This window comes from Halorubrum aidingense JCM 13560 (genome assembly GCF_000336995.1).
Lineage (GTDB): Archaea > Halobacteriota > Halobacteria > Halobacteriales > Haloferacaceae > Halorubrum > Halorubrum aidingense.
Map to the genome: position 1 here is coordinate 13,085 of NZ_AOJI01000029.1, position 25,035 is coordinate 38,119.

Below are 25,035 nucleotides of genomic sequence, written 5' to 3' on the forward strand. Positions count from 1 at the left end.
TCACCGGGCATACAGGATGGCTAGTGTGTCGAGAAATAAAGCTGTCGCCGTCCGTGCCGGCGATCGGTCGGCGACTGCCGCCGACCGAGACGGCGCTCCGTCGGATCGTCTTTTATATACTCGCGTCGCCAAAGACGAGACGAATGTCAGAACTCGTCTCCACCGGGGTCGAGGGGCTCGACTCGATCCTCACCGGCGGAATCACGGAGCGGTCGACGGTCCTCGTCTCCGGGAACCCCGGGACCGGAAAGAGCATTTTCGGGATCCAGTACCTCTACCACGGCATTACTGAACACGGCGAGCGCGGCGTATACGTCTCCTTCGAGGAGGACGAGACGGACATCCGCGGCGCCGCCGAGTCGATCGGGCTCGAGGGCTTCGGCGACGCCGTCGACGACGGCGATATCGTGATCTTGGACAAACGCGAGATGCTCAGAGAGACCGATTTCTCGACGGCGGTCGACCGGCTGCTCGACACCATCGAAGACGGCGACTTCGACCGGCTGGTTCTCGACTCGCTGTCGATGTTCCAGCTCTTTTTCGACGCCGAACAGGAGAAGCGGACGTACCTGCTGAAGTTCTCGGACATCCTCAAGGCCAACGGGTTGACCTCGCTGCTTATCAACGAGCAGGGGGCGGTGTTCCCCGACACCGAGGTGGGGCTGGAGAACTTCCTCACCGACGGGAACATCTACTTCATCCAGACGCCGACCGACTCCGGCGTCAACCGGTACGTGTGGGTGGCGAAGATGCGGAAACAGGACATCGACACCGACATCTTCCCGATGGAGATCGGCGAGGGAGGGATCACGGTCCACGAGCGGGCCGGCGGGTTCTCGATGATGGGGCGATCTGACGAGCCGTCGTTTTAAGCATCGAGTCGACTGGGTGGGCCCGGGGCGCCCCGGAGTCGGCTCCGTGACCGCTACTGGCCCGACGAGAGGTCGCGCCACACGTCGTCGAGGCGGTTTTTCACGGCGGATCGCTCTTCGACTTCGACGGTGAGCCCGTCGCGGAAGTCGACACCGACGCCGTCGACTTTCCGCCGATACACCTTCACGCGGCGATGCTCGTCGGAGAGCGGCCGGTCGTGGAGTTCGAGCAGATCGGCCTCTTCAAGCTCGTTGATCCGGCGGTAACACGTCGCGATCGGGACTTCGAGCTCGTCGCTCAGGTCCTGTGCGGACTTCGCGTCCCCCGTCGCCGTCAGGATGTCCGTGTTGTACTTGTTGCCGAGCACCGTGATCAGATCGTCCCCCACCATTCACGTTATCGTTGTTGATTTTTACAGCTTAAAAGGATACCGGTGATCCGTAGGATCCGAAAAGACACCACGAGACGGCGTCGAGAGTCGTACCGTTCGATCGTCGGTGAATGCAGATTCGCCGTGTTATCGGCGGTGATAGCCGCCACCGTGGGTTTATAACTCGACTCCGAACAGGGTGCGTATGGAACTGATCGAGGGGTTGTATCTCGTGACGACCACCATTCTCGCCGGCGCGAGCGCGACGCTGTTGGCGTTCGCGCTGTCGGCGTATCGGTCGTCGGGCCGCACGGCGATGGCGTACCTGGCGGTCGGGTTCGGGCTGGTCGTCGTCGCCGCCGTGGCGACGCCCGTCGCCGCGTTCCGGACCGCCTTCGGCAACGCGCAGGCGCTGCTGCTCGTCAACACCGGCCTGATCGCGGCGTCGATGGCGCTCGTCGCGGGGAGCCTGGCCGTCTACGAACCCGGCACGCGGGAGTTCGTCATCCCGGATTCCGAACTGTCGCGGCTCCAAGAGCGGTAGCGCCGAGCCCGCGCCGATCGGCTCCGGTCGGCGGACCGATCGGCGAGCAACCCCGTCCGCTTCGCCCCCGTCACGACGACGACACCCAAATATTCACTGTCGAGAATCGCGTCGAATCGTCGTTAATAATTATATAAACTATCGCCGTAAAAATAACCCGATAATCGCATGACTGCACAGTTTTATCAGATCAGATAACCAGCACAGTGTCTTTAATAGGGAATTTCGACTCCCTAACGATAACGCCCGCCGGGCAGGCCGGGGGCCCACGCAACACACAATGTTCGAAACCATATCCGACGAGGAAGAGCGCGGTCAGGTGGGTATCGGGACACTCATCGTGTTCATCGCGATGGTGCTGGTGGCGGCGATCGCCGCCGGCGTCCTGATCAACACCGCCGGCTTCCTGCAGACGCAGGCGGAGGCAACGGGCGAAGAGAGTACGAGTCAGGTGAGCGACCGGATACAGGTCGTGAGTCAGTCCGGTAATGTTACGGACGTTAACGGGAGTCAAGGTGTCGACGAGATCGACTTCGTCGTCGCGAAGGCACCCGGCGCCGGCAGTATCGACCTGAATCAGACGAGCGTGGAACTCATCGGAGCGAACGGACAGGTGGCGTTCCAGCTGGATGATCTCGGTGGTAGTGTAACAATCTTCACGGACCCCACCACCAGCGACGTCGTCCTGACCGACAGCAGCGACCGGGCCGAGGTTAATGTTGATCTCGATGATGGTGAAGTTGATTACGGCAACATCAGCTCTGGTGACCGCGTTTCGGCCACGTTCACTACAGCTTCCGGCGCGACGACTACGACCGAAATCCGTGTCCCGACGACGCTGACGAAAGGCCAAACATCGGTGAGGCTGTAACAATGTTCGAATTCATTACTAACGACGACAGCGACCGCGGCCAGGTGGGTATCGGCACGCTCATCGTGTTCATCGCGATGGTACTCGTCGCCGCCATTGCCGCTGGTGTGCTGATCAACACCGCCGGATTCCTGCAATCGCAGGCAGAAGCGACGGGTCAGGAGAGTACGGATCTCGTCTCTGAGCGCATCGACGTAACGAGCTCAGTCGGAATCGTGAACAACAGCAGCACCGGTAATCTAGCGGAGATCCGCGTCGGTGTCGCCGGCGCCGCGGGATCCAACCAAATCGATCTGAGTTCCGCAACGATACAGGCTGTCGGTCCGAATGGACAGGAGAACCTAATCTTCACCGGGACAAACCAGACTAACACGACCGTGGAAAGCGGTGCTACCGTCCTGACCAATACCAGTGACATCCCGGACGGAGGGTTTGCCGTGCAGGACTCCAGCGGAGACTTCGTCCCCGCGAGTGAAGCGGTCCTGAATGACGAAGAGCGATTCACCGTCGTGTTTAACCCCGAAACAGCGCCGTTCGGTGGTGGCGTAGACTCCAATGAGTACTTCGGTGAGAGCGACTCCTCGTCGCTCGACATCGTCTCGCCCTCGGGCGCGACCACCTCCGTCGAGCTCCGCGCACCCGACCTCTTCAACGAGGACGGCGAAGCGGTCCGGCTGTAACGCTTCGATTCGAAACAATTTATTGTCATTTTCCAGTAGTGTTGAGAGATATCTATTCTACGTCTGCCGATTATTACATCCAATATCTTGGACCGATACCTTATCAACAGGTCTGACCTCTCGCTGAATAGAGCCCGGGAGCGGACCTCACGGGCGTTCGAGATACAAATGTTCGACGCAACTACCGACGACGACCGCGGTCAAGTGGGCATCGGGACCCTCATCGTATTCATTGCGATGGTCCTGGTGGCGGCGATCGCGGCGGGTGTACTGATAAATACGGCCGGCTTTCTGCAGACGCAGGCGGAAGCGACGGGTCAAGAGAGTACTTCGCAGGTCTCCGATCGGATCCAGATCGTGAGCCAGTCCGGCAACGTGACCGATAACACGGTCGACGAGCTCAACTTCGTGGTCGCGAAGGCCCCGGGCTCGGGATTCATTGATCTGAACCAGACGACGATCGAGTTCCTCGGATCGGACGGGCAAGAGACCATCCAAGTTGAGGATCTCAACACGAGCGTCGAGAACATCCTCGGCGCCGATGACGATGTACTGACCGACAGCAGCGATCGAGCGCTAGTGACCGTCGACGTCGAAGGAGACGACCTCCCCGATTACAGCGCCCTCGCAGAGGGCGACCGGATGTCCGTGACGTTCACCACGGGATCCGGCGCGACGACGACCGCGGAGATCCGCGTCCCGACGACGCTGACCAACGACCAGACCTCGGTGAGGCTCTAACGATGTTCGAGTTCATTACTGACGACGACGGCGACCGCGGTCAGGTGGGTATCGGCACGCTCATCGTGTTCATCGCGATGGTGCTGGTGGCGGCCATCGCGGCGGGCGTACTGATAAATACGGCCGGCTTCCTGCAGTCGCAGGCCGAAGCGACCGGTCAAGAGAGCACGGACCTCGTGTCCGAGCGGATCGACGTGACGAGCACCGTCGGCATCGCCGAAGACGGCGACAACCCGACGAACCTCTCCGCGATCCGCGTCGGCGTCTCGGGCGCGGCCGGCTCCAATCAGATCGATCTGAGTACCGCGACGGTGCAGGCGGTCGGTCCGAACGGACAGGAGAATCTGGTGTTCAACAACACGAACACCTCCGACCAGACGGTTAACAACGCGACGGACATCCAGGCCGGCAAGTTCGCCGTCCAGAACTCCAGCGGGAATTTCGTCCCTGCAAGCGATGCGGTCCTGAACGACGACGAGCGGTTCACGCTCGTCTTCAACCCCGAAGAGGCTCCGTTCGGCAGCGACGACGGCGACATCTTTGGTCAGGGCGACCAGTCGGCGCTCGACATCGTCTCGCCCTCGGGCGCGACCACGACGGTCGAGCTCCGCGCACCCGACCTCTTCAACGAGGGCGGTGAAGCGGTCCGGCTCTAACGAGCCTCGAACAGCCCCCTAACCACTGTGCCGGCGGAATCGCTCCGCCCGGAACACCTATTTTCTCGCGCGATAACGGCTACGTCATGAGTGACCACGACGCACCGGCGGCCGATCCGGACGTGCCACCGGCCGACCCCGAAGAGCTCGACTTCACCGACGACGAGACCGTCGTCGAGATCGGGGAGAGCCGGTACGTCGTCGGGACAAACGGCCGACCCAACGTCGGTCGGGCGCGGCCGAGCGGCTCGCCCGCCGACGAGACGGGCTTCACCGCCGCCGACCCCGAGAGCCCCGCGGCGCGGCGTCCTCCGGGCGGAGACCCACGAACGAACGCGGCCGGGGCTGGCGCCGTCGAGGGTACTGCCCGGGGCGCCGGGAGCGCCGGCGGGGCCACAGTCGACCGACAGGCGGTGAGCCGGTGGCTCGCCACGTCCTTCGACGACGACGGGTTCACCTACGGGATCGACGCGACGCTGCACGTCGACGGCGACACCACGCGGCAGCGGATGGTCTCGAACGACGTGACCGCGACGTTCGACACTCTCGTCTCGTGGTTCGCGTCGAACGCCGGCCCGAGCTCGCCGACCCCGGAAGCGCTCGGGCTGTTGCTGGTCGCCTCCGAGACGACCGTCGATCTGCCGGCGGTCGCCATAAAGCGGTTCGCGGCGAGCCAGGGGCTCACGGCGAGCGACAGCATCGGCGACCTCGTCAGCGCGGCGGAGGATGCTGGCGGGTTCCGGATCGAGTGAGACCAGGACAGGTTATAAAAAGACCAGCAGCAGCGCGCCGAGCAGGGAGAGTATCGCGTACAGCCCGGCCATCACCTCGCGCTTCAGCGGGCTCCCGAGCGGCTCCGCCGTCAGACGGCGGATCGGCGGGAGGATCGCGATGCCCCCGAGTATCAGGGGGAATGCCCCGATTTGAGGGACCAGCGTGAGCGCGACCACGATCGTTCCGTACCCGGCGACGTAGCAGCCGCGTCGCCAGAGCTGTTCGCGGTCGGTGAGTTCCGCCATCGAGGCGAAACTGTCGCCGTTGCCGCCCGTCTGTCCCTCCCCGCCGGAACCCCCGACGGCTCCACCTCCGGACTCGGCGGCCACCTGCTGGGCCTGTCGCTGTACGTACTCGTCCAGCTCCTCGGCCGCCGGCTCGGTCTGGGGGGCGCCGCAGTCGATGCAGTAGCGCGCTCCGTCGTCGATCGACGACTCACACCGGGGACAGGTCTTCATCCTCATCGGAACCGGGCCGCGGTCGGGCTTAACTCTTCGGGGCTCGCCCGTGGGAGCGATCCCGCCGCAGTCTACCGATTCGGCCCGAGCCGAACCGCGACAGCCGGCTGCGTTTCTCCGAGGCGATAATCGGGAGGGTACGCTTTAGTCGTTGAGATCCCGACCGTGTACCAACCTACGGCGAGCCGTTCGCGCGATTCGGCCCCGTGACGACGAGATCGACACCACGATGACCTCCAGAGTTCCACCGGACGGCACGAATCGGTCCGATCGGACGACGACCGATCACAATGGCGGGCGAGCGGACCCCTGTAACGGGCGCGTTCGGAACGGCCCGGAAGAAGAGAACGGGACCGTCGCGCTGCGATCCCGGCTTTCGACACTCCGCGTCGTGCTGGTCGCGCTCGCAGTGTTCCTCTCGCTTTTCGGCGCCGCGGCCACTGGGCCCGCCGCGGCGACTCTCGGGGGAGAAGATGCAACACCGGCCGGCGGAGCGATGTCGGCCGACGGAGCGACGACGACGGACGAAGGCGGGACGGCCTCGGCGATCACGACCGACGAAGCGGCGGAATCGGACGACGCCACCCGTCGAGAGATCAGCGGGGCGTTCAGCCGATCGGTGTACACCGGAACGGCGGGCGATCCGGTGGAGATCAGACACGTCGTCGACGCCTCGGGGAACGACACCGCGTACCTGCTGGTCGGCGGGAACCGGATCACCGACGACGGCGGAACGGTCGGGTTCGTCGACGTTCTCAAAGTGAGCGGCTCGTCCACGACGATCAACACGCGGCTTCTCGGGACGAACGAGAGCAACGTCGACAGCTGTAGCGACGCCACCGTGACCTGTGACCTCGAATTCAGGAACGAGGACGGCGACGCGATTGCCGGAAACCTCACGGAGCTTCGCACGGAGCTCTCCGGAGCGACCGGTGCAGGCGGCCTCGCGCGACCGCTGGTCCCGCAGCGGTACCGGCTCGCCGTTACGAACGGGACGTTCATCGTCCGAGAGTCCGGGGCGGTGGACCCGGTTAAGGTCGCCGCGGAGTCCGACCTCGTGTTGGAGAAGCCGACGTTCCACGACGAGGTCGAGGTGTTCACGACTCAGGACGCGGATGTGATCGCCGACGGCGACGACGGCGGCGAGTCGATCGGCGCACTCAGAGAGAACGGGGTCGACCGCACGGCGGTGACGAAGGGCGACCGCGTCGTGCTCGGCTTCGAATCGACCGGTCTCTGGGGCGCCCTGTCGCACTTCGCCGAAAACCGGACGGGCGAGGGGATCGAGGCCGGAACGACGATCGACCACCGGGTCCTCGTCGACCTCCTCGAGGCCGAGGAGGGCGTCTCGCTACGAGTCCGGCAGACGAACCCCGGCCGGAACGAACACCGCACGGAACTCGATCTCGCGGACGCCGACCCGGACGACGTCACCCTGTTTCTCGCTGACGGAGACGCGCTCGAACGCGGAGACAGCGATCGGGCACCGAGCCGGTTTTACCTCGCGATCGACACGAGCGACGGCGGCCCGTTCACCGACGGCCCCGATCCGGGCGACGAGTACGCGGTCGAGTTCGCGCTGGAGGGAACCGAGGGCGAGCGGTACGCGTTCGACGATCGCGATGATCGAGGTCCCCCGACGGCGTTCGACGCGGCGTCGGCAACGGACGAGCGGGTGTCGGCGCAGTACCCGTACCACGAAACCGCAGACGGTCGGGTCAGCGCCGAGGCGTCCTTCAGCGTCCGGGAGCGGTACCTCCGGTACGACCACGTCACCGACGATCGTACGATCCTCGTCGAGAGCGGCAACGGCACCGTCACCGGGACGACCTCGATTCTGCCCGCGGCGGAGTTGTCGGCGACGATCGTTCGGGACGACGACGAGAGCCCCTCGCGGACCGAGTCCGATCTGGCGGTCGCTAACGGGAGCTTCTCGCTGGACAGCGGGCTTACCGACGTGGATCCCGGAACGGAAGCGAACTACCGGCTTTACCGGGGACAGTCGCTGCAGGACAGTCGAACGATCCTCGTCGTCGAGAACGCCACGGACCCCGCACGACTGCGGTTGGCGAACGGGACGACGACGAACCTCACGGTGACTCGGGGCGAGTCGCTGGGGAACCTCTCTGCGACGGTGCGAAACGTCGGGCAGTTGCAGAACCGAGAACGGCTGTCGCTCGACGTCGGCAACGGGACGATCGTCGAAGAGCGTCACGTCACGGTCGCGCCGGAGAGCTCGGAAAACGAGACGTTCGCGGGGATCGACGCCGACCTGGAACCGGGCGAGTACCCGTACAGCCTCGTCATCGACGGAGACAGGGTGAACGGGACGCTGACCGTTGAGGCCGATCCCGCGGTGACGCGCGTCGGCGAGGGCGACGCAGACGGCTCGAGAGAGACCGACGAGACGGGAGGAGACACTACCGACGCCGAGAATAGCGAGGACGGGGCGGGCGATGCTGACGGCGACGAGTCGGAGCCGAACGGTTCGAGCGACGAGCGCCCAGACGGCGAATCTCCGGACGGAGCCGATAGCGACGGAGAGGCGCCGGGCGAAGACGGTCCCGACGGGGCGCCGGGGACGCTGCTCCCGTTCGGGATCGGAACGCGAGAGACGTTCGGCGGGACGGTCCTCGTCGGCGCGACGTACCTCCTCGGACACTGGGTGTGACGATCGGCCCTTCCGCCGGTTTTCCCGCGGACGGTCTCCCCGCCGGATCCCCCCGCAGGGTGCCGGAGACGGGATCGGTTCTCAGCGCTGAGAACCGCGGGGGAGTCGTTAAGTGGTCGCTGGGCCGTCTTTGAGGTAATCATGGCTACGCGCGTGCTTATCGCGGACGATTCGGAGTTTATGCGGAACCTCCTTCGAGAGATCCTCGACGGGGAGTTCGAGATCGTCGGCGAGGCTGAAAACGGCGTAGAAGCGGTCAACAAATACGAAGAACACGGCCCGGACCTCGTGATGATGGACATCGTGATGCCGATCCGCGACGGGATCGAGGCGACGACGGAGATCATGGAGGAGAATCCGGAGGCGACGGTGATAATGTGCACCAGCGTCGGCCAGGAAGAGAAGATGAAGGCCGCCATCAAGGCCGGCGCTGAGGGGTACATCACGAAGCCGTTCCAGAAGCCGAACGTGCTCGACGCCATCGGATCGGCCGTCTAATGCGCGTCGACGTCCGGGCGCTCGGCGCCTGCAACCGACTCGCCGAACGCGGGGCCGAGCAGGCCGCCGGCGCGCTCGCCTCGCTCACGGGGACCGACCTCGCCGTCGAAGTCACCGGTGCGAGCGTCGCCAGCGGCGAGGACCTCGCCAAATCGTTCGCCGGCCGCGAGTCGATCGGCGTGAGCGTCGGCCTTCGCGGCGGGCTGGAGGGTGAGGCCGTCCTCGCGTTCGACGCCGCCCACGCCGACGCTCTCCTCTCGCTGCTGCCGGGCGGACAGGCGATGGAACGCAGCGCGGTAACGGAGGTCGGTAACATCGCGCTCGGCGGGTTCCTCGACGGCTGGGCGAACTACCTCGGAAAGGCGATCGACATGACGCCGCCGCGGTACTTCGAGGCCGACGGGGCGTCCGTCCTACCAGACGGCGCGCTCGCCGGTGACGGGGTGTTCCTCTTCGAGAGCCGGCTGGACGCGACGGCGACGGACCTCGATTTCTCGATATACATGCTGCCCGACTCCGGACCGTTCCGCGACCTCGTCGTCGGGAAGACCGCCCCCGCCGCGGCACCGGGAGCGAAGGGGGCCGCCGGCGCCGGAGCCACCGGCGCTGGGGGCGGTGACACCGCGGCCGAGTCGAGTGGCGGCGGAACCACGGCGATCCCGTACGAGTCGCTGTCGACGTTCGCGTCGCTGGCGAAGCGGGGCTCGGCGAACGCCGCGGACAACATCGCGATGATGACCGGTCTGGAGACGAGCGTCGACGTGAGTCGGCTCCGATTCGTCCCCCTCGCCGACGTGCCCGCGGAGGTCGGTACCGAGCCGCACGCGGGGACCGTCTTCGAACTCCGGGGCGATCCGAGCGGCTACCTCGCGATCCTCTTCGAGGAGGAGTCGGCCGCGAAGATCGCCGCGGCGATGCTCCCCACCGAGCCCGACGAACCGCTCGGCGGGATGGCGGAAAACGCGCTGTGCGAGCTCGGAAACGTGATGACGAGCGGGTTCATCGACGGCTGGGCGAACGTGCTCGGCACGTCGATCAGCCACTCGCCGCCCGAGTTCGTCCACGACATCGGCGCGTCGGCGATGAGCCCGCTGGTCGCCAAGCTGAGCCGGCGGCAGGACTACGGGTTCGTCATCGACGCCGCGATACGGACCGAGGGCGTCCAGGCGCGGTGTGACGTGTACGCGCTCCCGGACGAGCGCGAACTGGCCGCGGCGCTCGCGCGACTCTCGGAGCCGTGACTCACCGACCGGTGTCGCGTGGCCGCGGGTCGGGAATCGGCACCGACTCGCGTCGAATCAAGGTCGGCGTCGGCGAGCTGGCCGTCGCGACCGAGGGGGAGACGCTGACGACCAGCGGGCTCGGCTCCTGCGTCGCGGTGGCGCTCGTCGACACCCGGGCTGGCGTCCGCGGGCTGTTACACGCGATGTTGCCGACCGAAGACGGGCAGCAACGCCCCACCGCTCGCGCCGGGAAGTACGTCGACAGCGGTATCGAAGCCCTCGTCGCGGCGCTGCGCGACGCGGGCGCAGATCCGAGGCGGTTGCGGGCCCGCATCGCCGGCGGCGCCGAGATGCTGGATCTCACGGACGCCGTCGGACCGCGGAACGTCGAACGCGTCGAGCGATGTCTGGACGCGGCCGGCATTCCGATCGTCGCTCGCGACGTCGGCGAGGACGTCGGTCGGACGGTTCGGTTCGGCGCCGAGGGGCGGCTGGTCGTCCGAGCGGCCGACGGGTTCGAACGAACGATCTGAGTCGGGAACGGGGGTCGACGGTCCGCGAGCGGCCCGACCGGGTCGCGTGTTTTCTCACAGCTGATATTTTGAGGGGTGAATTGAAGTGTGCACTGCCGGTCGTATGTGGTAATGGGCCTCGAACTACCAGTGTGGGGAGCCCCAACCGCTGCTTGGACAGTCGCCACGCTGGGGCTCGTCGGCGCGAGCGTCCTCGATCGGTTCCTCGATGACGGCGGTTCCGACGATGACGACGCGGGAGGCATGGACGGCGGCGATGACCCCTTCGGCGGCGGAGGGATGGGCGGTGACGGCATGGGTGGCGGCGGTATGGGCGGCGGCGACGGCTTCGACGACTTCGACGGGATGGACGAGTGGGACGACGGGTTCGAAGACGGCGGGGGCGGCGGCGCCGATACCGACGAACTGGAAAAGCGACTCGACGACCTCGAAAACGAGGTTTCCTCGCTCTCCTCGACGGTGTCGACGGTGCGGTCGGAAAACGAGGAGATCTCCGCCGCGGTCGACGACATCGAAGAGGACGTTCGGAACCTCCTCGATATCTACGAGATGGTCACCCGCGGAATCAACCCGTTCGTCGACGATTCGAGCGGGTTCGACAGCGTCAGCGGCGGCGGGGAGGGCTCGTTCGGCCTCTTCGACGACGACGAGGAGGACGAGGAGGACGGCGATCTCGACGAGGACGTCGCGAACGCGGACGCCGACGGGTTCTTCGACGACGATCTGCTCGACGACGACTTCGAGGACGAAGACGACGATTTCGGCGAGCTGGACGAGGAACTGGACGGTGACCACACGGACGACGGCGACTCCGCCGACGCCGCGTCCGAAGCGGGGGCGGCGGACGACGAAGACGATATGAACGACGATGGAAAGAGCTTCAGCGAGCTGAAAGAGGAGTACGACGCCGGGGAGGCCGACTGGGCCGACGAGAACGGGAACGAGGACGCGGACGACCCGTTCGACGAGGACCTCGGCGACGAAACGGACTCGTTTGACGACGACTTCGGCGAGAGCTTCGACGGCGAAACGGACTCGTTCGACGAGTCCGGGGGCGTCGAGTTCGACGAGCCGGATCCCGAGCCCGATCCGGAGCCGGAGCGGACTCGGGGACAACGGCCCGGCGGCGACCCGGCCGAGGCGAGCGGAGACGGCTTCGAGTACGTTCGGAAGGACGACCTCGCCGGCGGCCGCGGGAAGCCGTACCTGACCGAGCTCCCCGGCGATTACGTCGGCGACCTCCTCGTGATGGAGTGGCTGGAGTTCCTCGTCTCCGAGAGCGACGTCACCGACGCCGTACGGGCGATCAACTACTACGAGCGCATCGAGTGGGTCGGTCCGGACGCCGCCGCGCGGCTCCGCGATTTCCTCTCCGGGTTCGGGACGATCGACCGGAATCTCGTCGACCGCCCCGGCACGGACCGGCTCGTTCGGGAACACCACACCCGCAGCCTCCGGTACGTGACCCAGCTCAACGGGACGAGCGGCCACCTGCTACTGCTCGACCGGTGGGACGACCTCGCCGGCGGCTCGCTGGTCGGCGGCGGCGCTCCCGCGTTCGGGTCCGACGGGCGCGGGCGACGTGATCGACGCGACGACCGTGACCGGCGCGGCCGCTCGGCGGGCGACGGGCACCGAGAGCGTAACGGTCACCGCGAGGAAGTGGGTCAGTCCGATCCCGTCGACCGGCCCGACGACACGTCCACCTCGGACGACCGCGAGCAGCGCGCGAACGGCCGCGAGCGGAACAGCGGCTCCACTCGACCCATGAACGATCCGAACCCGCGTTCCGACCGCGCCGACCCGGCCGACGGAGGGTGGGGAGATGGGTGTTAGCGTCTCCGCGTCGACGGCGATCATCGTCGCGGGGTTGTTCTTCGCGTTCACCGCGTTCTACCCCGTCGCCGCCAACGGGTTCGATCGGGTCACCGACGCCCAACACGGCGTGCACGAGCGGTCGCTCGAACGGCAGAACACCGACTTCACGGTGGAGAACGCGACCTACGACGGCGCCACGAGCGAACTCACTATCGACGCCAGCAACGACGGCGCCGTCGGTCTCGTCGTGACCGACGCGACGCTCGTCGTCGGCAACGAGTACGTCGACCTCGGCGCCGACGCGACGGCGACCGCGGTCGACGGCGACGGCGACACCGAGCTCTGGCTCGGCGGCGAGGAGCTGACGGTGACCCTCGAACACGGGACGGACTTCGACACGGCCGTCACGACCGGCGAGACCCGCGTCATCCTCGTCGTCGAATCCGGCGTCCGCGACGCCGCGACGGTCACGGAGGTGAGCTGATAGATGGCGAGCGTTCCCGTTTCGCACCTCATCCTGTTCATTGCGAGCCTCGTGATCGCCGCGGGCGTCGTCGGCACGATCACGACGGGCGTCGACCGCGTGAGCGCGGCCGTCGACGACGCCGGGCTCGACGCGACCGAGCAGCTCCGGACCGACGTGACCGTCATCTCCGACCCGAACGCGGGGGTGTACAACGCGAGCGGCGACGAGAACGTCACGCTTCTGATAAAGAACACCGGCACCTATCGGCTCGCGCCCGACGGGTCGGGACTCGACGTCATGTTCGACGGCCAGTTCGTCCGACCGGACGCGACGACGGGCGAGCTTCTCTCGGCCGGCGAAGGCGCGGCGTGGAGCCGCGGCGACGTGCTACAGTTAACGATCAACGTCAGCGAGATCGAGGGCTACGAGACCCTCGAGCCCGGGACCGACCACCGAGTGTACCTCACGATCAACGGCGACGAGGAGCTGTTCCAGTTCCGGACGGAGGCCAACTGAGATGCCACGTGGAAACAACCTCCTCTCGATCGGACTCGGAGAGCGCGACCGGCTGAACAAGGAGCTGGGCGGCGGAATCCCCCGCGGGAGCATCGTCCTCATCGAGGGCGACTACGGCGCGGGGAAAAGCGCCATCTCCCAGCGGTTCGCTTACGGACTCGTGGAGGAGGGCGCGTCGGTGACGATGATGTCGACGGAGCTCACCGTCCGCGGGTTTATCGATCAGATGCACTCGCTGGAGTACGACATGGTGAAGCCGCTGTTGAACGAGGAGCTCCTCTTTTTACACGCCGACTTCGATTCGGGCGGCGCGTTCTCCGACGGCGACGGCGAGCGGAAGGAGCTGCTCAAGCGGCTGATGAACGCGGAAGCGATGTGGAACTCCGACGTCATCTTCCTCGACACGTTCGACGCCATCTTCCGGAACGACCCGACGTTCGAGGCGCTTGTCCGGAAAAACGAGGAGCGGCAGGCGGCCCTGGAGATCATCTCCTTTTTCCGGAACATCATCTCACAGGGGAAAGTCGTCGTGTTGACCGTCGACCCCTCCGCCGTCGACGACGACGCGATCGGTCCGTTCCGGTCTATCGCGGACGTGTTCCTCCAGCTGCAGATGATCGAAGTCGGCAACGACATCCGCCGGCAGATCAACGTGAAGCGGTTCGCCGGCATGGGCGAGCAGGTCGGTGACACGATCGGCTTCTCGGTCCGATCGGGAACCGGAATCGTCATCGAGAGCCGCAGCGTCGCGTGATGAACCCGATGGCACGTGACGGCCCCGTCGTCTCGCTCGTGCGGGACGCGACCGACCGCGACGACAGGTCACCGAGGAGACAGAGACAATGACCGAACACGGCACCGCGAAACCGTCCGACGAACTCCGGAAGGCCGCCATGCAGCGGCCGCACCTCCGAGAGCACCTCCGCGAGTTCAAACAGATCACGGGAGAGTTCCCGCAGTTCATCGAGGAGCCGAAATCGGAGTACGAGTCTAACCGACCGAACGTCATCTACCCGGTCGGCGGTCCGATCTACAGCCACATCTACGGCGACCTCGGGCAGGACACCAAGTACTACGCCATCGAACCGGAGGTGTCCGGCCCGGAAGCGACGATCCTCAACGAGGTGAAAAACCGGCTGCTCGCGGTGAGCGGCCAGCACAGCGCCCCGGACTCCGAGGCGGAGTACGACGACCTCATCGAGGAGCTGTTAGAGGAAGTCACGCACATCGACGACGGCCTGAGCGGGTGGCGCGGCGGGCTCTCGAAGGTGCTCAACATGGGGAAACTCTCCGTCACGCAGGAGACGTACGAGAACATCCGATACCGACTCAACCGCGACATCGTCGGGCTCGGACCGCTGGAGCCGGTGATGCGCGACCCGGCGAACGAGGACATTCACGTCATCGGCCCCCACGAGTGCCACGTCGATCACGGGACCTACGGCATGCTGGAGACGACGGTCGACTTCGGCACCCCGAAGGAGTTCGACAACTGGCTGCGCAACATGGGCGAACGGATCGGCGATCCGCTGTCCGACTCCGACCCCATCGTCGACTCGACGCTTCCCGACGGGTCGCGTATCAACATCATCTACTCCGACGACGTCTCGCTGAAGGGCTCCTCGCTCACGATCCGGCAGGGCGAGGAGGTGCCGCTGTCGATCAACCAGATCACCAACTGGGGGACGCTCTCGCCGGAGCTCGCCGCGTACCTCTGGCTCTGTCTCGAAAACGAACAGACCGTGTTCGTCGTCGGGGAGACGGCGTCCGGGAAGACGACGACGCTGAACGCCATCCTCTCGTACATCCCGAGCGACTCGAAGATCTACACCGCGGAGGACACCGCCGAGGTCATCCCGCCGCACAACACCTGGCAACAGCTGTTGACCCGCGAGGGCGGCGGCGAGGGGAGCTCCGACGTCGACATGTTCGATCTGGTCGCCGCCGCGCTGCGGTCGCGGCCCGACTACATCATCGTGGGCGAGGTCCGCGGCGCCGAGGGTCGCATGGCGTTCCAGGCGGCCCAGACGGGTCACCCGGTCATGCTGACGTTCCACGCGTCCGACATCGTCTCGATGATCCAGCGGTTCACCTCCGAGCCGATCAACGTCCCGGAGACGTTCATGGACAACGCCGACGTGGCGCTGTTCCAGAACCGGGTGAAACAGGGCGACAACGTGCTCCGGCGGGTGACGAGCGTCCAGGAGATCGAGGGGTACTCGAAGGAGATGGAAGGGGTCGTCACCCGCGAGGTCTTCAGCTGGGACCCCGTCGAAGACGAGATCGTTTTTCAGGGGATGAACAACTCCTACGTGCTCGAAGAGCAGATCGCGACGCTGCTGGGCTACGCCGACACGCGCGACATCTACGACGACCTGTCGTTCCGCGCCGAACTGATAGAGCGGATGATACAGGAGGGGATCTTGGGCTACCACGAGGTGAACAACGCGATCGACGCCTTCCAGCGCGACGGCGTCGAGGGACTCCCCTTTGATATGCACCGGAACGTCAGGTAGCCATGGCGGTCAAAGAGGTCGGCGACGGGCTCGCGACGGCGGCGAGCCTGACCGCCGACGTCTTGGACTCGTACGACAAGCTCGACATCTCCAAGCGGAAGTACGTCGCGGCCGTGTTGATCCCGGCGATCCTCGTCTTCGTCGCGAGCGTGGTCGGACTGTTCGTCCTCCCGCTTCCCTTCGCGGCGCGGGTGCCGGTCCCGATGTTCGGCGGGCTGGTGTTGGTGTCGGCGGTCATCTACCCGAAGATCTACCTCTCCAGCCTGGAGAACCAGATCGACAACCAACTGCACCTCGTGATGACGCACATGACGGTGCTGTCGACGACGAACATCGACCGCATGGAGGTGTTCCGGACGCTGGCGCGCGAAGAGGAGTACGGCGTTGCCGCCGAGGAGATCGCCCGCGTCGTCCACCTCGTGGACACGTGGAACCAGAGCCTCGACGACGCGTGTCGCCGGCGGGCCGAAGAGGTCCCCTCCGACGCGATGGCCGACTTCTTCGATCGGCTCGGCTACACGATGGGCGCCGGACAGTCGTTAGAGGAGTTCCTCGTCTCCGAACAGGACGTCATGCTCGCGAAGTACGAGACGCTGTACGAGTCCTCGCTGGCGAACCTGGAGGTGATGAAGGACCTGTACATGTCGATGATCCTCTCGATGACGTTCGCGCTCGTCTTCGCCATCGTCCTCCCGATCCTGACCGGAAACGACCCGACCGCGACCGTGGCGGCCGTCATCGTCCTGTTCGTCTTCGTCCAGCTCGGCTTCTACGCGATGATCCGGGCGACCTCGCCGTACGACCCGATATGGTTTCACCCCGACGAACGCGCGCCCGGCGACCTGAAGCTGTGGGCGTCGTTGGGGATCGGCGGCGGGCTCTCGTTTCTGATCATCGGGATCACGGCCGCCGGGATGTTCGGCTACGGCCCGGGGCTCCCCGGGCTGTTGTGGTTCATCGACGACGTACGACTCCCCCTGTACCTCGCGGTTCCCATCTCGCCGCTCATCATCACGGGGATCGTTCTCCGGAACGAGGAACAGGGGATCACGGCCCGCGACGGGGAGTTCCCCTCGTTCATCCGTGCGCTCGGTGCGACCGAGAGCGCCAAGCAGTCGACGACGACGGACGTGTTGACCACCCTCCGCGAGAAGAACTTCGGCGACCTCTCGCCCGCCATCGAGCGCCTCTACCGGCGGCTCAACATGCGCATCAGCACCGAGGGTGCGTGGGAGTCATTCACGTACGACACCCGATCGTATCTCATCCAGAAGTTCTCCGAGATGTATCTCGTCGGGCGACAGATGGGCGGGGACCCGAAGATGCTCGGCGAGCTGATCTCGAAGAACATGAACGCCGTGAATCAGCTTCGCGAGCAGCGCCGACAGGCGGCGATGACGTTCATCGGGCTGTTGTACGGGATCACGGCGGCGGCGACGTTCGCGTTCTTCATCGGGTTAGAGATCGTCGCGATCCTCGCGGACCTGACCGCTGACTTCGATCTCGATCAGATGGACATCGGCCAGATCGTCTACCCCGGCGCGTACGACATCCCGCTGATCGAGTACCTGCTTCTCACCGTCGTCCTGTTCAACGCCGCGCTCTCCTCGCAGATGATCCGGCGGATCGACGGCGGGAACCCCGCGAACGGCTACATCCACTTCGTGTTGCTGACGTGGCTCGGCGCGGCGACAGCGATCGCGACGCGGACGCTCGTCAACGCGATCTTGACGATTTAAGATCAGCTGGATCGGTTTTCTGTCGCGTGACTGCTCAAGCTGTTTCGAGAGCCGCGTCTCAGGCCGCTTCGAGAGTCACGTCTGTCGGCGTCGGGTTCTCGATGTTGTCGCCGACCGGACACCGCTCCTCGACCGCCGCGCCTAACGCTTCCAGCGCCTCCTCGTCGGCGTCGGACTCGACTTCGATTCGCACGTTGACCTCCTGATATCCCGCTCGGGTAGTCTCGTCGATGCCCAGGAACTTCCGGGGATCGAGGTCGCCTTCGATATGTATCGCGACGTTATCGAGGTCGATCCCGCGCTCTTCGCCGACGGTGTGCACCACGACGTTGAGACAGCCGGCCCACGCGCCGATGAGGTATTCGACGGGGTTCGGTCCCTCGTTCGTCCCACCCAGCGCCGCCGGCTCGTCGACGACGAATTCGAAGTCGCGCGCCTCGACGACCGTCTTCGTCTCGCTCTCGCTCTCGGCCGATACCGCGAACCGTTCGGTGGGATCTGCCTTGCTCATGGGCTCACTCGACGGGACGTCGCCTCATCAAGCGACCGACAGTGGGCAGATACGCTGCCGTCAGTGACGCTCGGTCGGCAGTCGATTCGCCGTCGAAAGCGACGCAGACCCCCGAGGCGCCGCAGACCGAGGCCTGAGGGAGGTCGTTCGTCGCGGCAAGTATTGGGTCGGCACAGCGCGTTCTCGGCGGCCTACCCCTCGAACAGCGTCGGCTCGGGGACGGCCTCGTCGGCCGCCTCTCGCCACGAATGCGACGGCATCCACCCGAACAGCCGGTCGGCCTTCGCGATCGCGTAGGCGCTCCGGTCGTCGCCCGGCTCGACCGCGCAGTCGTCGGGGGCCTCGTCGTACGACTCTCGGAGGAGTCCGAGCAGGGGCCGACCGAGCGCGTTGTCGGCCGCGACGCAGTTGACCGCCTCGTGGGTGCCGGGCGCGACGGCCGGGTCCGGTCCCGCGGTCCCCGCGAGCGCGGCGGCGACGAGGTCGGCGACGTCGCGGGCGTCGACGTACGACCAGAAGTTGCCGGCGCCGGCGTCGAGGTCGCCGACGTACTCCTCGCTCCGACAGCCGTACTCGCCGGGGCGCTGGATCCACGACGGCCGGACCGACACGGCCGGGACGCCCTCGCGGCGCGCGACTGCGCCGGCGGCCGCCTCCGCGGTCACCTTCGAGAGCCCGTACGGGTCCTCCGGGCGGAGGGGGTGGTCCTCGGTGATCGGTAGCTCGTCGGGGAGCGGCGTCGGATCGGCGAAGAAGAAGCCGTACGCCCCGTCACTCGACGCCTGCACGATCCGGGCGTTCGCCCGGCCCGCAGCGTCGAGGACGTTCTTCGCCGCGTGGACGTTCGTCTCGAACACCCGGCCGTCGGGGTGGGTGCCGGCGACGGGGATCGCGGCCCAGTGAACGACGGCGTCGGGGTCGACGGCGGCGACGGTGTCGAGCGCCTCGCCCCGATCGGCGAGGTCGGCCGCGCGGAACGAGATGTTCGATTCGGGATCGGCGTCGAGGCCTGGGTGCTCGTAATCGACGACGACGACCTCGTAGTCGCCTGCGAGTCGGTCGACGATCCAGCGCCCGGAGGCGCCGCGGCCGCCGGTGACGAGAACGGTCTCCATGCCTGCGGGTCAGCCGGGGCCGGTGAAAAGCGCTGCCGTCGCCGTCTCCGTCTCCGTCGCCGTCTCCGGCAGTCTTTAACCGACTGAGAGGTAAAATACGGGTATGGAATGGAAGACGGACTGGGGACTGCGTGGGCGGATGGCGTTCACGATGTTTCTGCTCTTTGCCCTCTACGTCGTGTTCGTCGGCGTGCTGAGCCTGTATTTCGGGGATTTCCTGTTTCCCGTGATCATGCTCGGCGCGTTCTCGATCGCGCAGTACTTCTTCAGCGACAAGCTCGCCCTGCGGAGCATGGGCGCCCGGGAAGTGAGCCCCGAGGAGTACCCGGACCTCCACCGGCGGATGGACCGACTCAGCCAGCAGGCCGACCTCCCGAAACCGACGGTCGCCGTCGCCGACACGCAGGTGCCGAACGCGTTCGCGACGGGCCGGAACAAGAAGAACGCGACGGTCGCGGTGACGACCGGACTGCTGCAGGTGCTCGACGAGGACGAACTCGACGGCGTGCTCGCTCACGAGCTCGCGCACGTGAAGAACCGCGACGTGATGGTGATGACCATCGCCTCGTTCCTCTCGACTATCGCCTTCTTCATCGTGCGGTGGGGATGGCTGTTCAGCGGCGACAACCGGCAGGGCGCGCCCGTGGTGGTCGCGATCCTCGTGTCGCTTCTCGTGTGGGCGGTCTCGTTCCTGCTCATCCGCGCGCTCTCGCGGTACCGCGAGTACACCGCCGATCGCGGCGCGGCGCTGATCACGGGTAAGCCCGGCGCGCTCGCCTCGGCGCTGATGACGATCGACGGCCGGATGGACCGCGTACCGAAAGAGGACCTCCGCGAGGAGGCGGAGATGAACGCCTTCTTCATCATCCCGGTCCGCGCCGGCTTCGTCGGTCGGATCGCCTCGACGCACCCGTCGACGGAGAACCGAATCGAGCGGCTCCGCGACCTCGAAAAAGAGATGGCGTCGGCCTGATCGGCCGATCAGACCTGCGAAGAGCGGGCGTTCCTCCCTCGCTTTCCGGTGTGCCACGCTTTTAGGCCCGGGATTGCGGATCATCGCGCATGAGCGCGCTCACCGACCCCACGAAGCGCCGCTGGCTCGGGTGGGGGTCGCTGGCGGTCGTTTTCCTTCTCGTCAACGTCCACCGGCTCTCGACGGCGGTGCTGTCCGAAGAACTGGTCGACGCGTTCGCGATCTCGGCGTCACAGCTCGGGACGCTCCACGCCTCCTTCTTTTTCATCTACGCGGTCGTGCAGATCCCGACCGGCGTCGTCGCCGACCGATACGGCGCGCGGTACGTCGGGGCGGCGGGGGCAGTCGTCCTCAGCGCGGGTGCAGTCGCGTTCACGCTCAGCGATAGCTACCTCACGGCGTTCCTCTCGCGGGCGGTGATCGGGCTCGGCAGCGGCGTGATTTTCATCGCCACCCTCCGCTTTTGCGCGAACTGGTTCCGCGTCGACGAGTTCGCGACGATGACGGGCGTGACGACCGGGATCGCCGGACTCGGCGCGATCCTCGCGACGGTCCCGTTAGCGGTCGCGATCGAGCAGATCGGATGGCGGCCGACCGTGCGCGCGCTCGCCGTGGTCGGTTTGGCGGCGGCGATCGCGGTGTTCGCGCTCGTTCGTCGCTCGCCGAGCGACGCGGGACTCGATCCGATCGAGAACGTCCCGAAGCAGCGCACGGCGAGCCTTCGCGAGACCGGCGCACACCTCCGAACGCTGCTCGGCGACCTCGACCAGTGGCTGCTGTCGGTCGTCTTCTTCTCGGCGATGGGGACGATCCTCACCGTGATCGGGCTCTGGGGCGTGCCGTACCTCGTCGTCGTGTACGGGCTCGACGTGACGACGGCCTCGTACTTCACGCTCGCGGGGGCGGTCGGCATGCTGATCGGTGCGCCCGCGATGGGGCGCGTCTCCGACCGGATCGGTCGTCGTCACGGACCGCTGATCGCGGGGCTCGGGCTGTTCACGCTCGTGCTCGCGGTCGTGCCCGCCCTCGGAGATCCGCCGCTCGCCGCGGTCGCCGGCGTGTTCTTCCTCGTCGGGTTCAGCCTCGGATTCGTCATGCTCGCGCTCCCGATAATCAAAGAACGGTACCCGGCCGAGGCGAGCGGCGTCGCCACGGCGACCGTGAACGGAGCGGGATTCGTCGGGGGCGCCGTCCTCCCGACCATGATGGGCGTCGTCCTCGACGGGTATCGAACCGGTGACGTGGTCTCCGGAACCGTCGTCTACACCGAGGCCGGTTACCGGATCGCGTTCTCGCTCACGACGGCGGCCGTCGCGGCGGCCTTCTGCTGTGCGGTGTGGCTGTCCGTCCGCCAGCGGCGGCGCGTCGACACGAGCGGTGACGGTGAGAGCAGTGGCGAGAAGAGCAGTGACGGCGAGAGCAGTGACGGTGAGAGCAGTGGCGGGATGAACAGTACCAGTGAGAGCGGTAAATAGCTCGGTTCCGCGGGGGCGACCGCCGCGAATTCGGTACCGTTACTCGTCGATCGGTCCGTGATATAGCTCCGCGGCGACCATCGCGGGGTCCATCAGGTCCGGATCGATCGCGAGGTCGGAGACGCCGGCGACGAACTCCGGCAGCGATCGCTCGGCGTACGTCACCGCGAACACGTCGGGGTTCAGCTCCTTTGCGATCGGGATCCCGGTCGCCTCGTCGACGTCGGTCAGGACGAAGTAGTCGGCCGCCTCGATACCCGCTTCCGTCAGCGTCTCCGCGGTGACGAGCCCGTCGATCCGGCGGATCTCGACGCCGAGCGCAGCGAGTTCCTCGCCGAGCCCGCGCTCGTCGGGGCCGGCGACGACGGCGATGGGCTGGTCCGCCATCACTCGTACTCGATCGTCGCGGGCGGCTTGTGAGTCACGTCGTAGACGACGCGCGCGACCGTCTCGTTCTCGCCGGTGATCCGGCTCTGGATCCGCTGGAGCGTGCTCCAGTCGATCTCCTGGGCGCGCGCGGTCATCCCGTCGCGGCTCTCGACCGAGCGGACGGCGACGACCCAGCCGTGCACGCGGTTGTCGCCTTTCACGCCGGTCGCCTTCCCGAGCACGGCGGCGAACGCCTGCCACGGGTCGTACTCTTCGAGTTCCTCCTCGACGACGTGGGTCGCCTCGCGGGCGACGGCGGCCTTCTCGGGCGTGACCTCGCCGACGATCCGGACGGCGAGTCCGGGGCCGGGGAACGGCATCCGCTCGGAGATGACCTCCTCCAAGCCGAGTTCGCGGGCGACCTCGCGGACCTCGTCTTTGTACAGGTCACGCACCGGCTCGACGATTCCCTCGAAGTCGACGACGTCGGGGAGTCCGCCGACGTTGTGGTGCGACTTGATGTTCCCCTCCGACTCGATGCGGTCGGGGTAGATCGTCCCCTGCACGAGGTAGTCGGCACCGACGTCGCGGGCGACGGTCTCGAACTCGTCGATGAACCCCTCGCCGATGACGTGGCGCTTCTCCTCGGGGTCGGTGACGCCCGCGAGCCGGTCGAAGAACCGGTCTTGCGCCTCGATCACCCGCAGCGACTCCATAAAGGAGAACGTCTCGCGGATCTCCTCGGTCTCGCCTTTCCGCATCAGCCCCGTGTCGACGTACACCGGGGTGAGCTGGTCGCCGACCGCCTCGTACGCGAGCGTCGCCGCGACCGAGGAGTCGACACCGCCCGAGAGGGCGATCACCGCGTTCGCGTCGCCGATCGCCTCTCGGATCTCCGTTACCGCCTCGTCGATGAACGCCTCCGTCTCGACCATCTATAGCCTCACGTCCGCGTTCCGCTCGGTTGTGTCCGTCGATTCCAGCGCCGCCTCGACGAGCGCGACGAACGGGGGGCTCGCCCGGTCCGGCCGCGACCGGAACTCGGGGTGCGCCTGCGTCCCGAAGAAGAACGGGTGATCGGCGCGTTCGAGGATCTCCATCCGGTTGCCGGCGCGCCCCGAAAAGTGGAGCCCGTCCGCCTCCAGCCGGTCGATGTACTCGGGGTTCACCTCGTACCGGTGACGGTGACGCTCGGTGCAGGAGTCGGCGCCGTACACCGACGCCGCGAGCGTGCCCGGCTCGATGTCGGTCACGTGAGCGCCGAGCCGCATCGTCCCGCCCATGTCCTCCGTCTCGTACTGGTCGGGGAGCAGATCGATGACCGGGTGCGGCGTGTCGGGATCGAGCTCGGCGGAGTGGGCGTCGGAGAGACCGAGGACGTTGCGCGCGTGCTCGACGACGGCCATCTGGAAGCCCAGACAGAGCCCGAGGAAGGGCACGTCGTTCTCGCGGGCGTGGCGGATCGCCTCGATCTTCCCGTCGGTCCCCCGAGAGCCGAACCCGCCGGGGACGACGACGGCGTCCGCGCTCGCGAGCCGCTCTTTGTGGTGGTCACGAGTCTCGTCGGCGTCGACCCACAGCACGTTCACTTCGGTCTCCGTCTGGATCCCGGCGTGTTTCAGCGCCTCGTGGATCGACATGTACGCGTCCTCCAAGGCGTACTTGCCGACGAGCGCGACGTCGATCTCCGTCTCGCGGTCGCGGGTGACGAGTTCGCGCCACTCGGTCGAGCGCTCCGCCTTCGGGAGCGCCTCGTCGGCGATTCCGAGCCGCTCCATCACGTACTCGTCGAGGCCCTCGTCTTCGACCATCAGCGGGACGTGGTAGATGTCCTCCACGTCGGGGTTCGAGAAGACGGCGTCCGTCGACACGTCACAGAACAGCGCGATCTTCTCTTTCACGTCGGGGTCGAGTTTGTCCGCACAGCGCCCGACGAGGATGTCGGGCTGGAGCCCGATCGACCGCAGTTCCTTCACCGAGTGCTGGGTCGGCTTCGTCTTCTGCTCGCCGTTCTTCGAGTACGGCACGAGCGTGACGTGCGTAAAGAGGATGTCTTCGGGGTCTTCCTCGCTGGCGAACTGCCGGAGCGCCTCCAAGAAGGGCATCGACTCGATGTCGCCGACGGTGCCGCCGATCTCGATCAGACACACGTCCGACCCCTCGGCGGCCTCTCGGATGCGTCGCTTGATGTCGTCGGTGACGTGCGGGATGATCTGGACGGTCTTGCCGAGGTAGTCACCGGCGCGCTCGCGCTCGATGACGTGCTGGTACGTCTTCCCCGTGGTGACGTTGTGATCGAACGTCATGTCGGTGCCGAGGAAGCGCTCGTAGTTGCCCAAGTCGAGGTCGACCTCGCCGCCGTCCTTGAGAACGTACACCTCGCCGTGCTCGTACGGGTTCATCGTGCCGGCGTCGACGTTGAGATAGGGGTCCACCTTCACCGCGGTGACGTCGAAGCCGGCGTTCGCGAGGAGCCGCCCGGTGCTGGCGGCGGGGATCCCCTTCCCCAGCCCGGACATGACGCCGCCGGTGACGAACACGAACTTCCGACCCAGCGACGGGTCGTACCCTGTGTCGGGATCCGTTGGCATATCGACCGTCCGTCAGGGGCCGGCAAAACCGTTTCGGACCCTTCGTTTCGGGTG

The 25,035-nt window shown here is 66.4% G+C and carries 26 protein-coding genes; 19 read left to right on the top strand and 7 right to left on the bottom strand.

What is annotated here, in order from left to right; all coding sequences use genetic code 11:
* The first annotated feature begins 143 nt into the window (after positions 1–143).
* Positions 144–872, top strand: a complete 729-nt coding sequence (locus tag C461_RS12140) for an RAD55 family ATPase (RefSeq protein WP_008001637.1) — start codon at positions 144–146, stop codon at positions 870–872.
* Between the two features lie 53 nt (positions 873–925).
* Here the strand turns inward: C461_RS12140 and C461_RS12145 are convergent, their stop codons facing one another.
* On the bottom strand, positions 926–1,264 hold the full coding sequence (locus tag C461_RS12145; protein WP_008001639.1) for a helix-turn-helix domain-containing protein: 339 nt from the start codon (positions 1,262–1,264) through the stop codon (positions 926–928).
* Between the two features lie 184 nt (positions 1,265–1,448).
* Between C461_RS12145 and C461_RS12150 the strand changes: the two genes are divergently transcribed.
* The 6 genes from C461_RS12150 to C461_RS12175 all read left to right on the top strand — a co-directional run bounded on the left by C461_RS12150 (position 1,449) and on the right by C461_RS12175 (position 5,487).
* A complete protein-coding gene (locus C461_RS12150) occupies positions 1,449–1,787 on the top strand; it encodes a hypothetical protein (protein WP_008001641.1) in 339 nt (112 codons plus the stop codon).
* A gap of 280 nt (positions 1,788–2,067) precedes the next feature.
* The gene (locus C461_RS12155; RefSeq protein ID WP_008001643.1) at positions 2,068–2,658 is read left to right on the top strand and encodes an archaellin/type IV pilin N-terminal domain-containing protein; all 591 of its coding nucleotides are present in this window, start codon (positions 2,068–2,070) and stop codon (positions 2,656–2,658) included.
* Positions 2,659–2,660: 2 nt separating this feature from the next.
* Complete coding sequence (locus C461_RS12160) at positions 2,661–3,338, top strand: archaellin/type IV pilin N-terminal domain-containing protein (RefSeq protein ID WP_008001645.1); 678 nt, start codon at positions 2,661–2,663, stop codon at positions 3,336–3,338.
* A gap of 168 nt (positions 3,339–3,506) precedes the next feature.
* Complete coding sequence (locus tag C461_RS12165; RefSeq protein WP_008001647.1) at positions 3,507–4,079, top strand: archaellin/type IV pilin N-terminal domain-containing protein; 573 nt, start codon at positions 3,507–3,509, stop codon at positions 4,077–4,079.
* Positions 4,080–4,081: 2 nt separating this feature from the next.
* Positions 4,082–4,735 carry an archaellin/type IV pilin N-terminal domain-containing protein gene (locus C461_RS12170; RefSeq protein ID WP_008001649.1) on the top strand — a complete coding sequence of 218 codons (654 nt, stop codon included), beginning with the start codon at positions 4,082–4,084 and terminating at the stop codon, positions 4,733–4,735.
* 86 nt (positions 4,736–4,821) lie between these two features.
* The gene (locus C461_RS12175) at positions 4,822–5,487 is read left to right on the top strand and encodes a DUF7500 family protein (RefSeq protein WP_008001650.1); all 666 of its coding nucleotides are present in this window, start codon (positions 4,822–4,824) and stop codon (positions 5,485–5,487) included.
* 12 nt (positions 5,488–5,499) lie between these two features.
* Here C461_RS12175 and C461_RS12180 read toward each other — a convergent pair whose 3' ends face one another.
* Entirely contained in the window at positions 5,500–5,967 is a 468-nt protein-coding gene (locus C461_RS12180) for a zinc ribbon domain-containing protein (RefSeq protein WP_008001652.1), read from the bottom strand.
* Between the two features lie 229 nt (positions 5,968–6,196).
* On the opposite strand from C461_RS12180, the gene C461_RS12185 reads away from it, so the two are divergent.
* From C461_RS12185 to flaJ, 10 genes are all read left to right on the top strand, one after another.
* Entirely contained in the window at positions 6,197–8,638 is a 2,442-nt protein-coding gene (locus C461_RS12185; protein ID WP_008001653.1) for a BGTF surface domain-containing protein, read from the top strand.
* A gap of 141 nt (positions 8,639–8,779) precedes the next feature.
* Positions 8,780–9,136: a chemotaxis protein CheY gene (gene cheY, locus C461_RS12190; protein ID WP_008001654.1), complete on the top strand. Its 357-nt coding sequence runs from the start codon at positions 8,780–8,782 to the stop codon at positions 9,134–9,136.
* Entirely contained in the window at positions 9,136–10,377 is a 1,242-nt protein-coding gene (locus C461_RS12195; protein ID WP_008001656.1) for a chemotaxis protein CheC, read from the top strand. The genes cheY and C461_RS12195 overlap by 1 nt, the downstream gene beginning before the upstream one ends.
* A complete protein-coding gene (locus C461_RS12200) occupies positions 10,374–10,892 on the top strand; it encodes a chemotaxis protein CheD (protein ID WP_049906633.1) in 519 nt (172 codons plus the stop codon). The genes C461_RS12195 and C461_RS12200 overlap by 4 nt, the downstream gene beginning before the upstream one ends.
* A 111-nt stretch (positions 10,893–11,003) precedes the next feature.
* The gene (locus C461_RS12205; protein WP_049906636.1) at positions 11,004–12,728 is read left to right on the top strand and encodes a FlaD/FlaE family flagellar protein; all 1,725 of its coding nucleotides are present in this window, start codon (positions 11,004–11,006) and stop codon (positions 12,726–12,728) included.
* Positions 12,718–13,194, top strand: a complete 477-nt coding sequence (locus C461_RS12210) for a flagellin (RefSeq protein WP_008001661.1) — start codon at positions 12,718–12,720, stop codon at positions 13,192–13,194. Before C461_RS12205 ends, C461_RS12210 begins: the two co-directional genes overlap by 11 nt.
* A 3-nt stretch (positions 13,195–13,197) precedes the next feature.
* Complete coding sequence (locus C461_RS12215; RefSeq protein WP_008001664.1) at positions 13,198–13,692, top strand: flagellin; 495 nt, start codon at positions 13,198–13,200, stop codon at positions 13,690–13,692.
* Between the two features lies 1 nt (position 13,693).
* The gene (locus C461_RS12220; RefSeq protein WP_008001667.1) at positions 13,694–14,446 is read left to right on the top strand and encodes an ATPase domain-containing protein; all 753 of its coding nucleotides are present in this window, start codon (positions 13,694–13,696) and stop codon (positions 14,444–14,446) included.
* Between the two features lie 88 nt (positions 14,447–14,534).
* Complete coding sequence (locus C461_RS12225) at positions 14,535–16,208, top strand: type II/IV secretion system ATPase subunit (RefSeq protein ID WP_008001669.1); 1,674 nt, start codon at positions 14,535–14,537, stop codon at positions 16,206–16,208.
* Between the two features lie 2 nt (positions 16,209–16,210).
* Positions 16,211–17,947 carry an archaellar assembly protein FlaJ gene (flaJ, locus tag C461_RS12230; protein ID WP_008001670.1) on the top strand — a complete coding sequence of 579 codons (1,737 nt, stop codon included), beginning with the start codon at positions 16,211–16,213 and terminating at the stop codon, positions 17,945–17,947.
* A 58-nt stretch (positions 17,948–18,005) separates the two neighbouring features.
* Here the strand turns inward: flaJ and C461_RS12235 are convergent, their stop codons facing one another.
* Positions 18,006–18,458: an OsmC family protein gene (locus C461_RS12235; RefSeq protein WP_008001673.1), complete on the bottom strand. Its 453-nt coding sequence runs from the start codon at positions 18,456–18,458 to the stop codon at positions 18,006–18,008.
* Between the two features lie 191 nt (positions 18,459–18,649).
* Positions 18,650–19,573, bottom strand: coding sequence for an NAD-dependent epimerase/dehydratase family protein (locus C461_RS12240; RefSeq protein ID WP_008001675.1), 924 nt, complete (start codon positions 19,571–19,573; stop codon positions 18,650–18,652).
* Between the two features lie 103 nt (positions 19,574–19,676).
* Between C461_RS12240 and htpX the strand changes: the two genes are divergently transcribed.
* Together htpX and C461_RS12250 are read left to right on the top strand one after the other, a co-directional pair.
* A complete protein-coding gene (htpX, locus tag C461_RS12245; protein WP_008001676.1) occupies positions 19,677–20,546 on the top strand; it encodes a zinc metalloprotease HtpX in 870 nt (289 codons plus the stop codon).
* 89 nt (positions 20,547–20,635) lie between these two features.
* Positions 20,636–22,021, top strand: a complete 1,386-nt coding sequence (locus C461_RS12250; RefSeq protein WP_008001678.1) for an MFS transporter — start codon at positions 20,636–20,638, stop codon at positions 22,019–22,021.
* 39 nt (positions 22,022–22,060) lie between these two features.
* Here the strand turns inward: C461_RS12250 and C461_RS12255 are convergent, their stop codons facing one another.
* The 3 genes from C461_RS12255 to C461_RS12265 are packed head-to-tail and all read right to left on the bottom strand — an operon-like array spanning position 22,061 to position 24,981.
* On the bottom strand, positions 22,061–22,408 hold the full coding sequence (locus C461_RS12255; RefSeq protein ID WP_008001681.1) for a DUF7126 family protein: 348 nt from the start codon (positions 22,406–22,408) through the stop codon (positions 22,061–22,063).
* Positions 22,408–23,325 carry a glutamine-hydrolyzing GMP synthase gene (guaA, locus tag C461_RS12260; RefSeq protein ID WP_008001682.1) on the bottom strand — a complete coding sequence of 306 codons (918 nt, stop codon included), beginning with the start codon at positions 23,323–23,325 and terminating at the stop codon, positions 22,408–22,410. Before guaA ends, C461_RS12255 begins: the two co-directional genes overlap by 1 nt.
* On the bottom strand, positions 23,326–24,981 hold the full coding sequence (locus tag C461_RS12265; protein WP_008001685.1) for a CTP synthase: 1,656 nt from the start codon (positions 24,979–24,981) through the stop codon (positions 23,326–23,328).
* Between the last annotated feature and the right edge of the window lie 54 nt (positions 24,982–25,035).

Coding starts and splice junctions, on each gene's coding strand:
- C461_RS12140 (WP_008001637.1), top strand. CDS start 144: ATGTCAGAACTCGTCTCCACCGGGGTCGAGGGGCTCGACTCGATCCTC.
- C461_RS12145 (WP_008001639.1), bottom strand. CDS start 1,264: ATGGTGGGGGACGATCTGATCACGGTGCTCGGCAACAAGTACAACACG.
- C461_RS12150 (WP_008001641.1), top strand. CDS start 1,449: ATGGAACTGATCGAGGGGTTGTATCTCGTGACGACCACCATTCTCGCC.
- C461_RS12155 (WP_008001643.1), top strand. CDS start 2,068: ATGTTCGAAACCATATCCGACGAGGAAGAGCGCGGTCAGGTGGGTATC.
- C461_RS12160 (WP_008001645.1), top strand. CDS start 2,661: ATGTTCGAATTCATTACTAACGACGACAGCGACCGCGGCCAGGTGGGT.
- C461_RS12165 (WP_008001647.1), top strand. CDS start 3,507: ATGTTCGACGCAACTACCGACGACGACCGCGGTCAAGTGGGCATCGGG.
- C461_RS12170 (WP_008001649.1), top strand. CDS start 4,082: ATGTTCGAGTTCATTACTGACGACGACGGCGACCGCGGTCAGGTGGGT.
- C461_RS12175 (WP_008001650.1), top strand. CDS start 4,822: ATGAGTGACCACGACGCACCGGCGGCCGATCCGGACGTGCCACCGGCC.
- C461_RS12180 (WP_008001652.1), bottom strand. CDS start 5,967: ATGAAGACCTGTCCCCGGTGTGAGTCGTCGATCGACGACGGAGCGCGC.
- C461_RS12185 (WP_008001653.1), top strand. CDS start 6,197: ATGACCTCCAGAGTTCCACCGGACGGCACGAATCGGTCCGATCGGACG.
- cheY (WP_008001654.1), top strand. CDS start 8,780: ATGGCTACGCGCGTGCTTATCGCGGACGATTCGGAGTTTATGCGGAAC.
- C461_RS12195 (WP_008001656.1), top strand. CDS start 9,136: ATGCGCGTCGACGTCCGGGCGCTCGGCGCCTGCAACCGACTCGCCGAA.
- C461_RS12205 (WP_049906636.1), top strand. CDS start 11,004: ATGGGCCTCGAACTACCAGTGTGGGGAGCCCCAACCGCTGCTTGGACA.
- C461_RS12210 (WP_008001661.1), top strand. CDS start 12,718: ATGGGTGTTAGCGTCTCCGCGTCGACGGCGATCATCGTCGCGGGGTTG.
- C461_RS12215 (WP_008001664.1), top strand. CDS start 13,198: ATGGCGAGCGTTCCCGTTTCGCACCTCATCCTGTTCATTGCGAGCCTC.
- C461_RS12220 (WP_008001667.1), top strand. CDS start 13,694: ATGCCACGTGGAAACAACCTCCTCTCGATCGGACTCGGAGAGCGCGAC.
- C461_RS12225 (WP_008001669.1), top strand. CDS start 14,535: ATGACCGAACACGGCACCGCGAAACCGTCCGACGAACTCCGGAAGGCC.
- flaJ (WP_008001670.1), top strand. CDS start 16,211: ATGGCGGTCAAAGAGGTCGGCGACGGGCTCGCGACGGCGGCGAGCCTG.
- C461_RS12235 (WP_008001673.1), bottom strand. CDS start 18,458: ATGAGCAAGGCAGATCCCACCGAACGGTTCGCGGTATCGGCCGAGAGC.
- C461_RS12240 (WP_008001675.1), bottom strand. CDS start 19,573: ATGGAGACCGTTCTCGTCACCGGCGGCCGCGGCGCCTCCGGGCGCTGG.
- htpX (WP_008001676.1), top strand. CDS start 19,677: ATGGAATGGAAGACGGACTGGGGACTGCGTGGGCGGATGGCGTTCACG.
- C461_RS12250 (WP_008001678.1), top strand. CDS start 20,636: ATGAGCGCGCTCACCGACCCCACGAAGCGCCGCTGGCTCGGGTGGGGG.
- C461_RS12255 (WP_008001681.1), bottom strand. CDS start 22,408: ATGGCGGACCAGCCCATCGCCGTCGTCGCCGGCCCCGACGAGCGCGGG.
- guaA (WP_008001682.1), bottom strand. CDS start 23,325: ATGGTCGAGACGGAGGCGTTCATCGACGAGGCGGTAACGGAGATCCGA.
- C461_RS12265 (WP_008001685.1), bottom strand. CDS start 24,981: ATGCCAACGGATCCCGACACAGGGTACGACCCGTCGCTGGGTCGGAAG.